The organism is Vreelandella neptunia, assembly GCF_000712975.1.
Taxonomy (GTDB): Bacteria; Pseudomonadota; Gammaproteobacteria; order Pseudomonadales; family Halomonadaceae; genus Vreelandella; species Vreelandella qaidamensis.
The window spans coordinates 706233-719038 of record NZ_JHQL01000001.1 but is presented as its reverse complement, the minus strand read 5'-3'; the positions used below and the strand labels follow the sequence as shown (position 1 = coordinate 719038).

Here is a 12806-nt window from a genome sequence, read left to right as displayed (position 1 = left end):
GCATGAAGAGTACCAACTACCTTACCGCTACGATGTTACTTAGGCATTAACAGATTACCTGTTAACACCTTTATAAAAATGCAAGGAGCAAAACGATGAAAACGACGTTTCTCAGCACGCTGATTATCCCTACTTTTATTGCTGTCGCTGGCGTTGCCCAGGCGAGTGATGACAATCAGACTGGTATGGAAGCCTCTTATCTGACCCATGCGCCGGAAGGCACTTTTCACGCAGATTCCCTGACCGGTAATCAAGTAAAAAGTAGCGTTGAAAACGATGAAGACATCGGCACCATCAATGATTTAATCATTGATGAAGATGGGCAAATTAATGCCGTTGTGGTGGGCGTAGGTGGTTTCCTTGGTATGGGCGAAAAAGATATCGCCATTGAGTGGGATTCGCTTGAACTTACCAAAGATGAAGATAACGAAGATTACATTATTACGGTAAATGCATCCGAAGAAGCGCTGCAAGATGCCGAAGAATATGATCGTGATCGTGACAATGACCTTGAAACAGAGCGTGATACAGAGCTAAACAACAGCGAGAATGACGACGAGTAATACTCGTTATTTAAGCATCGTTCGCCAAGGTAATGGACCGCGGTGCTCTAAAGGGCCTTGCTAACAACAAGGCCCTTGTCATGAGCGATGTCCTGAACGCTATATATTTTAAAAAAACCGTAAAAAAGCGCTGCCTACTAGCAGCGCTTTTTGGTGTTATCTGGCGTTCAAATCATCCCTTTAATGTTGCTTCCATGGTTATGTCAGCATTTAATACTTTGGAAACAGGGCAGTTCGCTTTAGCCGTTTCAGCGGCTTCTTGAAAAGCAGCATCATCGGCACCGCTTACGCTGGCAACAACGTCCAAATGAATACTGGAAATATCGAAGCCTTCAGCACTTTGGGAAAGCGTTACGCGAGCATTAGTATCAATAGCCTCAGCGGTAAAGCCTTTCTCTCCAAGAATCATCGAAAGCGCCATTGAAAAACAGCTTGCATGGGCAGCGCCAATTAACTCTTCTGGGTTGGTGCCGGGCGCACCTTCAAAGCGCTGTTTGAACGAATAGCCAGCATCCAATGCTCCACTTTCCGTCGCTACATTACCCTGTCCTTCTTTAAGGCCACCTTCCCAGCGTGCACTTGCTTTACTATCCATTACGTTCTCCTTTCCTTTGATAGTTAGCGTCAACTCGTTTTCAGGCCACATACACTGTGACCATTAACACACTCAGCGTAGCTGATTCTATCACTGATGCCGAATTCAGCCCTTAGCCAGACTGAATTAAGGGGCAGGCTGTATGGCAGCCACGTCGCTTAAGCTGCTTTCCATTGAGCGAATTGAGCGTTCTTCCCGCTCTTCAATCGGGTCATTAATATCAATTTTTAGCTCAACACGACGATTAACTGCGCGTCCCTCAGGCGTCAGATTTGACGCAAGAGGCTTCGTATCAGCAAAGCCTTGTATCATCAACCGCTCAGCAGAAAGTGTTTCAGTAGATACGAGTATGTTGGCAACGGAAGATGCACGCAGAGCAGCTAGATCCCAATTGCTTCGAAAACGAGAAGTGCTAATTGGCACGTTGTCCGTATGTCCCTCAATCGAAATCGTTCCAGTGACGGCAGCTAATACCGTTGCCAGCTCCTCTAACAGTTCAGCAAACGCAGGCGTAACCTCAGCATTACCTGACCCGAAGGTGCCCTGCTCAGCAATTCTGACCACCACACGAAATCTATCAACTTCTATATCGGTGACACCTTCTAACGACGATGTTTTCAATAGCTCTTCCAAGCTAGCGGCTAACTGTAGAGTACGTTGCTGTCGCTGCGCCTCAAGCATACTGCGCATAGACTCCAGCTGCGGCTGCTGCTGGGTAGTCCGCTGACGTACTTCATCTAGTAAGGTACGGTCCGGTACAGCGGGAGAGAACTGTTGAAACACCGCGCTAGTACCCATGGGTATCTGCGTTGCCTCCACTTCGCGCTGTACGCCAAAGGCTTTTGATAACTCTTCGGCAACACGACGAAATTTTTCAGCATCGATTTCTGCAAACGACAATAGCAACACAAAGAAGCATAACAACAGCGACATTAAATCCGCGTATGTCACCATCCATGCAGGAATGTTTGTCTTCTTTTGAGCCATGGACTACGTTCGCTCAGCAGCAGCGTTGGTATCGTTCGAGCTTTTCACACTGCGATGCTCAGGTGGTAGATAAATAGTCAGCATTTGTTCAAGTACACGCGGATTCTTATCGTTTTTGATAGCAATCAGAGCGTCAATCCATAGCTGCTGCATTTTTGCTTCCTGCTTCATCCGCACCCATAGTTTCTCGGCAATAGGATTGGCAATCATCGTTGCAATCATGGCGCCGTATAGTGTGGTTAATAAGGCAACGGCCATGGCAGGTCCGATCAACGAGGGATCGCCCATATTGGAAAGCATTTGTACCAAGCCAACCAGTGTGCCAATCATCCCCATTGCAGGCGACACTTCTCCTAACGCTGAAAACACTTGGCCGCCAGCCTCATTACGTTCCAAGGTGAGCAAGCGCTCCTTTTCGGTCATGTCCTTAATCATTTCGGCGCTATAGCCGTCGGCTAGCATTTGTAGGCCTTTCTTGAGAAACGGGGAATTTACCTCTTTGTTTTCCAAGGCAATCATACCCTCGCGTCGGGCTACTTTTGCCAGTTCAACGAGCTCTTCAATACTATCTTTAACGCTAGGTAGCTGAAATTTAAATGCCCGCGCCGCCGCTTTGAAGGCAAATTTAAATTGGGTAATACTAAACTTTGCCAGCACCACAAACAGGCTTCCCCCAACTACCAGCAGCAGCCCAGTGGGGTTCATAAACACCTCTGGAGAGGTGCCCAGGATTACAGAGGCCCCCACTAAAACAGCAGCCCCTACCAAACCTATTAGCGTCGCGAGATCCACGGCCTTTCCTCAAGAATGTAAATAAATGCTAACGTACAATTTGCCGAGACAGTAGAGTTTCATTGCATTAGCGTCAACGTCAAATCTATAACATTACAAAGATTGACAATTTCTCACTCTGCTTTTTTAGCAAAAACTGGTATGCAAGTAGCCGTTTACATTCGCTTTCTTAAAAATTCTCGCTAAGCTAAGCGCTTCAGTTTCATTCTCTCTGTCATGCCCATTACTACAAAAACTGTCACTGCCCATTTAAGGACACTTCATGTCGTTGGCCGATGCACTGCGTTTGCTGCTACTTTCTTCCCTATGGGGGCTATCGTTCATATTTATGCGCGTGGCTGCACCGGAATTTGGGCCTATTCCACTCGTATTAATAAGAATGGGAGTGGGCGCATTACTCTTAGTGCCGCTACTGCTAAGCCTTCGCTATCTAACGCTTATTTGGCAGCATAAAGGATCGTTATTGATACTTGGCATCGTTAATCATGTGCTGCCTTTCTCGTTGCTAGCGTTAGCCACCACTCGCCTAGAAGCAGGGTTCACCTCTCTTATTAACGCCACTACACCAATTTTTACCGCGTTATTAGGCGCTGCCTTTTTTGCCACCCCCATCCAACGCCAACAATATCTAGGGCTAGCCCTGGCACTGCTTGGTGTCTATGTGTTGTCGGCTAATCGGCTAGATTTCACTCTAGGGGGCGACGGCTGGTTTATTGTTGCCGTACTGGGTGCGACGTTCTGTTATGGAATTGCCGGTAACTACTCGAAAACCCGCTTGAGTCATCTCCCCAGCCGAGTATTAGCGGCTGGCAGCAGCGCAATGTCAGCATTGGTGTTATTAATACCCGGTCTGCTGCTCTGGCCTAGCGAGCCTGTCAGCATGCTCGCCTGGGGCAACGCACTGGCGCTGGCGATGCTAAGCACCACACTAGCGTTCCTGCTTTACTTTGGGCTATTAGCCAGCGCAGGCGCTACCGCTACGTCAACCGTTACCTTTTTGATTCCTGTTAGCGCGCTGTTGTGGGGGTACTTGCTGCTTAATGAAACGCTTAGCCTTCAAGTGGTGACTGGCATGGTCATTACCCTAGCAGGCACCGCCATTGCTACCCGACTATTAAGGTTTAGGTCTCGCGGTGTGTTGACACCACCTCGTCCCCCACACGAATAGTACCCTCTTGCCCTGCGGTTAACGTGGCGTTTTGGCCAAAATGCGCGCCTTTAAGGTGAGGCTGAGTATTCAGAGAAAGCAGTGTTTTCAGTGGTTCTGCCTGCACCGGTACGGTACCGGTTTGCTGGTCAACCGTGGTAACTTTGCAGCGCTGACAGGGTTTGCGTAGCGTCAGCTCATAGCTACCTTGACTTGCGAGTGTGGCCCACTGGTCTTCCGCCCAAGCATCATCACAATCAATTACAATATTCGGCCGAAAACGATTCATCGGCACAGGGGATTGTCCACTGGCAACCAGCGCTTGATTCAAGGCGTCCAGAGAGCCGGTGGTGGCTATCAGGAAAGGGTAACCATCAGAAAAGTAAGTATGGGCCTCGCCTCCCGCCAGAAAATCCTCTTCAACAGCACGGGTAAATTCAGTAGCGAAGCGCACCAAGCTGATGCCTTGCGCTTGCTCACCTAACGCCGCCATCAGCCAGTGCGATACGTCTTCGCTTTCTGGCAGTGCTTTACAGTGGTCGTTCCACACTTTCACAAGCCGCAAATTACCCTGGGGGTCTTCAAGGGGAATCGCAATCGGTTCTACCTTAGGGTGAGAGAGCACCAGTGCTTGATCGGTTAATTCAACCGCGATGGTGGCAAGCTCTGGTAGCTGGCGCTGGGTGACAAAACGCTGCTGAGCATCCACTAACATCCACCGGCGATCCCAAGCCAACCCATGGCCATGGAGTTTACTTTGAGCAACATTAATTCCCTTCAGAGATTTAACCGGATAGACGGTGATCTGGGTAATTTTCATGGCAGTTTCGCACTCAATATGGCTTTTCTTTTGATGGATTTTTCATGGCCAAGCTTTAACCACTAGCCTATCCAGTTTGCCAGTTCGCCGCTAGCGACTCAGCGACTAAAGCGTTTTACCCACCTCAATCCGATACCCCAAGTCCATCACTTGGTGTTCAACTGATTCGCCACGAATACGTGACAGTAGCGTTTTCGCAGCCGCTTCACCAATAGCTTGCCGAGGGGTAATAACGCTGGCAAGACGCGGTGTCATTGCTTGACCAACATCGTGACCATGAAACCCGGCAATTGCCATCTGTTCGGGGACCTTAACGCCATGGCGTAAACACTCAAAGTAAGCGCCCACCGCAACATCGTCGTTGGTGCAGAAAATACTGTCAGCGCTGGGATGATCACGCTGAATTTCCTGCATGAGTGCTGCCCCGACACTATAGGAAGAGCGCTGACTGCTCTGTAGCGTTATCGGCGTTAACCCCTGCTCCTCCATGGCTTGGCGGTAGCCTTGTTCACGCTGGCGTGTCCGCTCATCTAGACGCACAGCCAGATAAATCACCTGGCGCCTGCCACGGCGAATCATCTCACTCACCATCTCGTAAGCGGCCTGCACGTTATCGTAACCTACCGCTTGCTGCAGTGGCGGGCGACGGGTATCCATAATTTCCACAATAGGAATACCCGCTGTCTCCAACATCCGCAGGCTACGCGGCGTGTGATCGCGATCAGATAAGATAACGCCATCCACATTGTAAGAGAGTAACGAAGCCAAGCTGCGCTCTTCCAGCTCAGGGCTGTAACCATAGTGAGAAAGCATCAAGTGATAGCCTGCGGGTTCGGTGTACGCTTCGATACCCACAATGACATCGGCAAATACTTGGTTGGTTAGCGATGGCACTAACACGCCAATAGAGTGGCTAGTAGCCCGAGAAAGCAGATCTGGTGCCCGGTTGGGAATATAGCCAAGCTGTTCAGCAACGTTGAAAATACGTTCGCGAAGCCCTTCCGATACCGTATCAGGAGCCCGCAAACAGCGGCTGACGGTCATTTTTGTCGCGTCAACGCGATCAGCAATATCTTGTAATGTCGGGCGTTTTTTCTTCAATGGCGTCACTACTTGTTCTGTTAAACACGTAAGTCTGTTAACTCTCTCTTAACGACACGGCTTTCTTAACGGCACAGAGGCCACACCATAGCGAATAGTGCGGCCCCATCCTAATCTTAAGCCTAATGAACGCGTGTTTGGGGCGCTAGCATTACCGTAAAGTGCTCGACAATCTCGCGAGGCGATAGCGCAATGGAGACGGATACCGCTTCATCACTGCTTGGCGGCTCTAAATCGGCAAGCTGACTCGCCAGCATATTATCACCTTTAAAGAAGTGCCCCGGCCTGGTTTCTAAGCGTTGACGAAGAAGTGCATGGCTGCCCTCTAGATACAAAACACTCAGCGCAGGGTCACCTTCGCGCAGCCGGTCACGATAGCGTTTTTTAAGGCCTGAACAGGCGATGACCACAGATTCATTACGCGCTTTATACGCGGCGAACAAGTCAGCAAGCGTTGCCAACCAGTCACGACGATCATCGTCATTAAGCGGCGTGCCGCTGGCCATTTTAGCCACATTCGCCGGTGAATGATGGTCGTCACCGTCAATGAATGTTGCGCCCAGTTCTGCTGCTAACTGTTGTCCGATATGAGACTTCCCTGATCCAGAAACGCCCATGACAAGAATACGATGTGATGGCTTATTCACTCGATACTCCTATCAATTGCCGCGCACGGCGGTGAGATCAGGCAGCCAAGTAACGATGCCAGGGAACGCAATTAGCACTACCAGAACAACGATCAAGGCGGCGTAGTAAGGCAGCATGGCTTTTACCAGAGATTCCATAGACACCTTGCCGACACCACACCCAACGTACAGACAGGTGCCCACCGGCGGAGTTAACAGCCCAATGCCTAAAATAAAGGCCATTAGAACACCAAAATAAGCGGCATCGACGCCTACTGATGTCACGATTGGCGCAAGCATTGGTGCCATAATCACCATGGCTGGTGTTAGGTCCATTACAAACCCCACCAACAGCAGTAGCCCCGCTACAATCAGCAGCAGCAAAAACGGCTCCTGGGTAATCGCCTGTACTTGGCGCACTAAGGTTTGCGGCACCATATTAATGGTTAGAAACCAAGCAATTACGGTGGCAAATGCCAATAACATCATCACCATGCCAGTGAGCCTTGCGGTGCGAATTAACATTCCACCTAACTCACTGAGCTTAAATTCACGGTATACCAGCAGAGAAATAGCCAGCGAGTAGAGCAGCGCTGCAACGGCAGCTTCGGTGGCAGTAAACACGCCGCCAATAATACCGCCAATCACGATCACCGGTAGCACCAGCGCTAACCAGGCATCTTTAAAGGCTTTCCATAACCGATCCCAGCGGAATTGGCGCACGCCGCCACCCTGCTTGCTCGCCAGAATAAAGGTGGTCACCATTAGCGCGGCACCAATTAACAGGCCAGGCACAATCCCCGCGATAAATAGGCGACTGATCGAAGTCTCGGTCACAATGCCATATAAAATAAGCGGTATAGATGGCGGAATAATAATGCCGATCACCGATGACACGGTGTTAATCGCCGTGGCATTTGCGGCGGTGTAACCTTGCTGTTTCATCGAGGGGATCATCATCGCGCCGGTCGCTGCGGTATCCGCAACCGCCGAGCCGCTAATTCCGCCAAAAAACATCGAACCGGTAATGGCTACCTGGCCAAGCCCGCCGCGCATAAAGCCCACCAACGCGCCAGCAAGCTCCATCAAGCGTCGTGCAATGCCCCCGTTGCTCATCACTTCGCCGACAAGAATAAAGAACGGAATCGCCAGCAGCGGAAAGCTATTCACACCACGAATTGACTGCTCAATCATAATCGATAGTGGGATATCAGAGAGCACCGCCATGACTAAGGCTGCTACCCCTAGGCCAAATGCAATCGGCAAACCAATCACAATAGATGCCAATAAGATGGCTAGAAAAATCCACAGCATGATTAACGCTCCCCTGGTAAGTCAGCCGATTGGCGATGTGGTTGACGGATAACCCCCACGCTGACCCACATACGCCAGAGCGATACCGCCGCGATAAAAATGACGCACAACACCAACGACAGGCTTACCAAACTTAACGGCACCCCCATGATGGCGGAGCGACCGCTTGAGCGCGTGAGCACCTGATAACCGCCCCAAATCATCACCAGCATGAGCCCAGCAATAATTAGGTGTTGTAAGAAATAGAGCATGTGCGCGACACGCAACGGTAAACGCCTCACCAGCGCATCGACAGCAATATGCTCATAGCGAGCAAACGCCGCCGCGGCACCGATAAAGACCAGCCAAATAAACAGCATGCGCGCCAACTCATCGACCCAGGGCAGTGAATGGTTGAACACAGAGCGGCCGACGACATTACTGGAAACTGCGACAATCAGCGCCGCTAAAATAGCGCCAATCAAATACTCCATCGCAAGGGTTAACCAGCGGAACAGCGCAGGCCCCTGGCGAGTCTCAGTATCAAGCTCAAGTAGTTTGCGATTAGGATCATTCAAATAAACCGACGGGTCTTCCAACACTGCCGCTTTCGAGGTCACCGCGTTTGGGGGAGTAGAGGAGGTAGTCATAAAAACTCCGAGGGGCACTGACAAGTCGGGCAGGCGTGTGTGCCTGCCCGATGGAGCGCTATACGTTGCAGATTAGTTGCTGCTGTCTTCCACGATTTGCTGGATTTCAGCAATCAAGTCTTCACCGATGCGCGGTGCCCACTCTTCATAAACAGGCTGCACGGCGTCTTGAAAAGCGGCTAACTGCTCATCATCTAAGCGGGTAATTTGCATACCGCGTGCTTCTAACTGATCACGCGACCAATCGTCATACTCGGCAGAAAGCTGGATTTCGTACTCAGCCGATTGGCGAGCGGCTTCCTGCACCAGTGCTTGATACTCAGGCGCCATGCGGTCCCAGGTGCGTTCGGAAAGCATCATGATAAATGGCGTATAAACGTGGCGGGTTTCGGTGCCGTAATCCTGCACTTCGTTGAAGTTAGAAGTCAGGATGGTGCTCCATGGGTTTTCCTGGCCATCTACCACGCCTTGCTCAAGCGCCGAAAATAGCTCGCCGAAGGCCATTGGTGTTGGGTTGGCACCTAACGCTTCCCAAATTGCCAAGTGAACCGGATTCTGCATGGTACGTACGCTTAAGCCGCGAACATCCAAGCCAGCCACATCTTCAGGTGATTCAACGGGCCGCGCGCTGTTAGATAGCTGGCGGTAGCCGTTTTCAGAGAACGTTAGCGCCTTCAAGCCTGTGCCTTCAAACGCATCTAGCATTTCCTGCGCCACATCACTTTGCATAACAGCGATCGCTGCTTCACGGCTCGGTAGCAAGAAAGGAAGGTCAAACGCAGAGAGCGCTTCAACGTATCCAGTCGTTGCCGAGCTTGAAGGGTAGGTCATATCCAGCGTACCGGTTTGCAGCATTTCCATCATTTGGACATCGTCGCCCAACTGACTGTTGGGGAAAACATTAACTGTAATACGGCCATCGGTGCGCTGCTCAAGAATTTCACCGAAGTACTGGCTAGAGAGAAACTGCGGCGATGTTTCGGATAGGCCGATGCCCATACGCAGGGTGTGGCTTCCGTGGTCAGCCACGACGTCGCCTTCAATGGCGGGCGGGTCAGAAAGTTCTGGGCTTTGAGCGTGTGCCATGCCGAAAGTCAGGGTGGTCGCACCGACCAGAGTAAGCGTGCTGCGCCAGATTGTTGTCATGACGTTATCTCCAAAAGAGTCGTTGTTGTTGGTTGGCTATTTACTGTAAGGCTATCGAATCGATATCGGCCATCAGGCTTGTGATTTGTGTTCCAATAAATTGTTACCGGTAACATTCGATAGGTGAAGGCTAGCTATCGCAGCACGTGGTGTCAAAACAAAACGTCTAACTTACGACCAACGTCTAGGGATGGCCTCACATTGCCTCGCACGCTACATTACACGTTATGCATCTTGTTCTGGAGTCGACATGCCAGCGTTAGCCCCTTGTAGCGAATTAGAGCTAGATCACCAGCTCTGCTTTGCGCTCTATTCAACATCGCTGATGATGACCAAAGTGTATAAACCTCTGCTCAAAGAGCTAGGACTCACTTACCCGCAATACCTCGCCATGCTGGTACTCTGGCAAGAAGATGGCCTTACAGTAGGCGCCCTAAGCAAGCGCTTACTAACAGATCCTGGCTCGTTAACGCCGCTACTAAAACGGCTTGAAAGTGATCAGCTACTTATCCGGCAACGTAGCCTTCACGATGAACGTGTCGTTGAATTATTTCTGACAGATAAAGGCCGCTCGCTTCGTGAACAGGCGCGCCACATTCCCAGCTGCGTCGTCAACGCCAGCGAAAAATCAGTAGAAACCCTCAACCAGTTAAAAGAGGATTTAGTTCAACTGCGCGAAAGCTTACAAAAGGTCAAGTAACCCGCTGAACCTAGCAAACCACTACTTGTTTACCACTGCCTGTTTACCACTGCCTGTTTTAAGGCTATTTACTTGCGCACAAAATAAAGCTGCACTAAATTAAAACACCAAGCACAAGCTTGGCCCATAACAACCACTTATAGGAAATGATTTATGTCTATTGAAACTGTTGCTTACCGCGCACACGCCCACGCTACTGGTGGCCGTGAGGGTCACGCTAAATCCTCTGACGGCGCACTAGATGTGACGCTCAGCACACCTAAAGAGCTTGGTGGCGCAGGTGGCGAAGGCACTAATCCCGAACAGCTGTTTGCTGCAGGCTACTCTGCTTGCTTCCTAGGCGCACTTAAGCACGTCGCCAGCCAGGAAAAAGTCAAACTTCCCGACGATACCCAGATTGATGGCAGTGTAGGTATCGGCGCTATTCCTACTGGTTTCGGCATTGAAGTTGAACTAAAAATTAGCTTGCCTGGTTTGGAAAAAGACGTTGCCCAAACACTCGTCGACAAAGCCCATATTGTTTGCCCCTACTCCAACGCTACCCGCGGAAATATCGATGTCACACTGACGCTGGTTTAATTACCTAGCGCCCACTCCACCGCTTTGCTTGCGTGCAGAGCGGTGGTGTCATAAAGGGGTATTTGGGTGTGATGTTGCTCAACCAACAGCGCTATCTCTGTACAACCGAGTATCACCGCCTGTGCGCCCTGCTGATGTAGCGACGTGATAATATCTAGATAACGCGCACGCGATGCGTCGTGAATTAGGCCATGGCAAAGCTCATCGAAAATGATCTGGTGCACCTCGGCACGTTCTTGTTCGTTAGGGATAACGACATCAATCCCAAAGCGCTCTTTTAGGCGTGCCTTGTAAAACGCTTGCTCCATCGTAAAACGGGTGCCTATTAACCCAACCCGAGTTACGCCATCACGCTGACATTTTTCCCCGGTAGCATCGGCAATATGTAAAAAAGGAATCTGAATAGCGGACTCAATCGCAGGCGCGACGTTGTGCATGGTATTGGTAGCCAACAGTAAACATTCTGCCCCAGCTTTTTCAATGCGTTTGGAAGCGCTTGCGAGTAACTGGCCAGCAGTTTGCCAATCGCCCTGTTGTTGCAGCGTTTCTATTTCAGCTTCAGCAAAATCAACACTTATCATCACAATCTGCGCTGAGTGAAAACCGCCAAGAGCCTTATTAATCCCTTGGTTTAGCGCCTGATAATAGCTTTGGGTCGACTCCCAACTCATACCGCCTAATATGCCAATAGTCCGCATAAAACTTCTCCATGGTAACTAACTATTTATTATCAGGCTAATAACCCGCTATCCTTTTAGCAGCGTTATACAGCCCGCATAAAGACTGACCATAACGATTAGGCAGGTACACAACATCGGGTGAGTCGCTGCACCGCCCCTTTTTACTTGATTAAGATAGAGGAAAACATGAGCGACAACACAACCTATACCCCACCGCGCGTTTGGAAATGGGAAGCTGGTAACGGCGGAGAGTTTGCTAACATCAATCGCCCCATTGCTGGTGCGACCCACGAGAAAGTACTGCCCGTGGGTAAGCATCCGCTGCAGCTGTACTCTCTTGCAACCCCAAACGGCGTAAAAGTCACCGTAATGCTCGAAGAGCTGCTAGAACAGGGCATTAAACAAGCGGAATACGACGCTCACCTGATACGAATAGGCGAAGGTGATCAGTTTGGCAGCGGCTTTGTTGAGGTTAACCCCAACTCTAAGATTCCAGCGCTAATGGATCACAGCACCACCCCGCCCCAGCGGGTTTTTGAGTCAGGTGCGATTCTGCTTTACCTGGCCGAGAAATTTGGCGCGTTCTTACCCAACGACCCGGCTAAGCGCACCGAGTGCCTATCCTGGTTATTTTGGCAAATGGGCAGCGCGCCTATGCTTGGCGGCGGCTTTGGTCACTTTTATGCTTACGCACCTGAAAAATACCAGTACCCGATTGATCGCTATACCATGGAAGTGAAACGTCAGCTGGATGTACTGGATCGCCACTTAGCGGATAACCGCTTTATGGCAGGTGATGAGTACACCATCGCAGATATGGCGATTCATCCATGGTATGGAGCACTGGTCAAAAACCGCGTGTATGAAGCAGCTGAGTTTTTAGAAGCCCATACCTATCAGAACGTTTTACGCTGGACAGAGGAGATTGACGCACGCCCTGCCGTTCAACGTGGACGGATGGTTAATCGCACCTGGGGAGAGCCTAGCGAACAGCTCCACGAACGCCACAATGCCAGTGATTTTGATCACAAGACCGAAGACAAGCGTTAAGTCCGCAAGCAGTATGTTAATCGATGCTTCTGCATCAGTTAGCGATTGCCAAGGAGGGCGATGTGTCTGAGTTTCAC

Annotated in this window: 15 protein-coding genes; 5 read left to right on the top strand and 10 right to left on the bottom strand. The window is 50.4% G+C overall.

The features are described 5' to 3' along the window. Nucleotides 1-95 precede the first annotated feature (95 nt). Entirely contained in the window at nucleotides 96-563 is a 468-nt protein-coding gene (locus CR46_RS0103305) for a PRC-barrel domain-containing protein (RefSeq protein WP_030070103.1), read from the top strand. 172 nt (nucleotides 564-735) lie between these two features. On the opposite strand, the gene CR46_RS0103300 is transcribed toward CR46_RS0103305, so the two are convergent. The 3 genes from CR46_RS0103300 to CR46_RS0103290 all read right to left on the bottom strand — a co-directional run bounded on the left by CR46_RS0103300 (nucleotide 736) and on the right by CR46_RS0103290 (nucleotide 2937). Beyond that, on the bottom strand, nucleotides 736-1158 hold the full coding sequence (locus tag CR46_RS0103300; protein ID WP_030070101.1) for an OsmC family protein: 423 nt from the start codon (nucleotides 1156-1158) through the stop codon (nucleotides 736-738). Nucleotides 1159-1284: 126 nt separating this feature from the next. Then, on the bottom strand, nucleotides 1285-2145 hold the full coding sequence (locus CR46_RS0103295) for a flagellar motor protein MotB (RefSeq protein WP_030070100.1): 861 nt from the start codon (nucleotides 2143-2145) through the stop codon (nucleotides 1285-1287). 3 nt (nucleotides 2146-2148) lie between these two features. Continuing rightward, a complete protein-coding gene (locus CR46_RS0103290) occupies nucleotides 2149-2937 on the bottom strand; it encodes a MotA/TolQ/ExbB proton channel family protein (protein ID WP_030070099.1) in 789 nt (262 codons plus the stop codon). Between the two features lie 262 nt (nucleotides 2938-3199). Between CR46_RS0103290 and CR46_RS0103285 the strand changes: the two genes are divergently transcribed. Beyond that, nucleotides 3200-4105, top strand: a complete 906-nt coding sequence (locus tag CR46_RS0103285; protein WP_030070098.1) for a DMT family transporter — start codon at nucleotides 3200-3202, stop codon at nucleotides 4103-4105. Here the strand turns inward: CR46_RS0103285 and CR46_RS0103280 are convergent. From CR46_RS0103280 to CR46_RS0103255, 6 genes are all read right to left on the bottom strand, one after another. Then, the gene (locus CR46_RS0103280; RefSeq protein ID WP_030070097.1) at nucleotides 4059-4904 is read right to left on the bottom strand and encodes an MOSC domain-containing protein; all 846 of its coding nucleotides are present in this window, start codon (nucleotides 4902-4904) and stop codon (nucleotides 4059-4061) included. The genes CR46_RS0103285 and CR46_RS0103280 overlap by 47 nt on opposite strands. Before the next feature lie 105 nt (nucleotides 4905-5009). Then, nucleotides 5010-6005, bottom strand: coding sequence for a gluconate operon transcriptional repressor GntR (gene gntR, locus CR46_RS0103275; RefSeq protein ID WP_030070095.1), 996 nt, complete (start codon nucleotides 6003-6005; stop codon nucleotides 5010-5012). A gap of 122 nt (nucleotides 6006-6127) precedes the next feature. Then, complete coding sequence (locus tag CR46_RS0103270) at nucleotides 6128-6652, bottom strand: gluconokinase (protein WP_030070094.1); 525 nt, start codon at nucleotides 6650-6652, stop codon at nucleotides 6128-6130. Between the two features lie 12 nt (nucleotides 6653-6664). After that, the gene (locus CR46_RS0103265) at nucleotides 6665-7945 is read right to left on the bottom strand and encodes a TRAP transporter large permease (RefSeq protein ID WP_009722466.1); all 1281 of its coding nucleotides are present in this window, start codon (nucleotides 7943-7945) and stop codon (nucleotides 6665-6667) included. Nucleotides 7946-7947: 2 nt separating this feature from the next. Beyond that, nucleotides 7948-8574: a TRAP transporter small permease gene (locus CR46_RS0103260; protein WP_030070089.1), complete on the bottom strand. Its 627-nt coding sequence runs from the start codon at nucleotides 8572-8574 to the stop codon at nucleotides 7948-7950. Between the two features lie 72 nt (nucleotides 8575-8646). Continuing rightward, complete coding sequence (locus CR46_RS0103255) at nucleotides 8647-9720, bottom strand: TRAP transporter substrate-binding protein (RefSeq protein WP_030070087.1); 1074 nt, start codon at nucleotides 9718-9720, stop codon at nucleotides 8647-8649. A gap of 250 nt (nucleotides 9721-9970) precedes the next feature. On the opposite strand from CR46_RS0103255, the gene CR46_RS0103250 reads away from it, so the two are divergent. Then, the gene (locus CR46_RS0103250) at nucleotides 9971-10420 is read left to right on the top strand and encodes a MarR family winged helix-turn-helix transcriptional regulator (RefSeq protein WP_030070085.1); all 450 of its coding nucleotides are present in this window, start codon (nucleotides 9971-9973) and stop codon (nucleotides 10418-10420) included. Between the two features lie 153 nt (nucleotides 10421-10573). Continuing rightward, nucleotides 10574-10999: an organic hydroperoxide resistance protein gene (locus CR46_RS0103245; RefSeq protein ID WP_030070083.1), complete on the top strand. Its 426-nt coding sequence runs from the start codon at nucleotides 10574-10576 to the stop codon at nucleotides 10997-10999. On the opposite strand, the gene CR46_RS0103240 is transcribed toward CR46_RS0103245, so the two are convergent. Then, nucleotides 10996-11697, bottom strand: coding sequence for an aspartate/glutamate racemase family protein (locus CR46_RS0103240; protein WP_030070081.1), 702 nt, complete (start codon nucleotides 11695-11697; stop codon nucleotides 10996-10998). The genes CR46_RS0103245 and CR46_RS0103240 overlap by 4 nt on opposite strands. A 168-nt stretch (nucleotides 11698-11865) precedes the next feature. Between CR46_RS0103240 and yghU the strand changes: the two genes are divergently transcribed. Then, entirely contained in the window at nucleotides 11866-12729 is an 864-nt protein-coding gene (gene yghU / locus CR46_RS0103235) for a glutathione-dependent disulfide-bond oxidoreductase (protein WP_030070079.1), read from the top strand. Nucleotides 12730-12806 lie beyond the last annotated feature (77 nt).

What these genes read in the sequence shown, in the direction of transcription:
- CR46_RS0103305 (WP_030070103.1), top strand. Translation starts at nt 96, where the DNA reads ATGAAAACGACGTTTCTCAGCACGCTGATTATCCCTACTTTTATTGCT.
- CR46_RS0103300 (WP_030070101.1), bottom strand. Translation starts at nt 1,158, where the DNA reads ATGGATAGTAAAGCAAGTGCACGCTGGGAAGGTGGCCTTAAAGAAGGA.
- CR46_RS0103295 (WP_030070100.1), bottom strand. Translation starts at nt 2,145, where the DNA reads ATGGCTCAAAAGAAGACAAACATTCCTGCATGGATGGTGACATACGCG.
- CR46_RS0103285 (WP_030070098.1), top strand. Translation starts at nt 3,200, where the DNA reads ATGTCGTTGGCCGATGCACTGCGTTTGCTGCTACTTTCTTCCCTATGG.
- CR46_RS0103280 (WP_030070097.1), bottom strand. Translation starts at nt 4,904, where the DNA reads ATGAAAATTACCCAGATCACCGTCTATCCGGTTAAATCTCTGAAGGGA.
- CR46_RS0103265 (WP_009722466.1), bottom strand. Translation starts at nt 7,945, where the DNA reads ATGCTGTGGATTTTTCTAGCCATCTTATTGGCATCTATTGTGATTGGT.
- CR46_RS0103260 (WP_030070089.1), bottom strand. Translation starts at nt 8,574, where the DNA reads ATGACTACCTCCTCTACTCCCCCAAACGCGGTGACCTCGAAAGCGGCA.
- CR46_RS0103255 (WP_030070087.1), bottom strand. Translation starts at nt 9,720, where the DNA reads ATGACAACAATCTGGCGCAGCACGCTTACTCTGGTCGGTGCGACCACC.
- CR46_RS0103250 (WP_030070085.1), top strand. Translation starts at nt 9,971, where the DNA reads ATGCCAGCGTTAGCCCCTTGTAGCGAATTAGAGCTAGATCACCAGCTC.
- CR46_RS0103245 (WP_030070083.1), top strand. Translation starts at nt 10,574, where the DNA reads ATGTCTATTGAAACTGTTGCTTACCGCGCACACGCCCACGCTACTGGT.
- CR46_RS0103240 (WP_030070081.1), bottom strand. Translation starts at nt 11,697, where the DNA reads ATGCGGACTATTGGCATATTAGGCGGTATGAGTTGGGAGTCGACCCAA.
- yghU (WP_030070079.1), top strand. Translation starts at nt 11,866, where the DNA reads ATGAGCGACAACACAACCTATACCCCACCGCGCGTTTGGAAATGGGAA.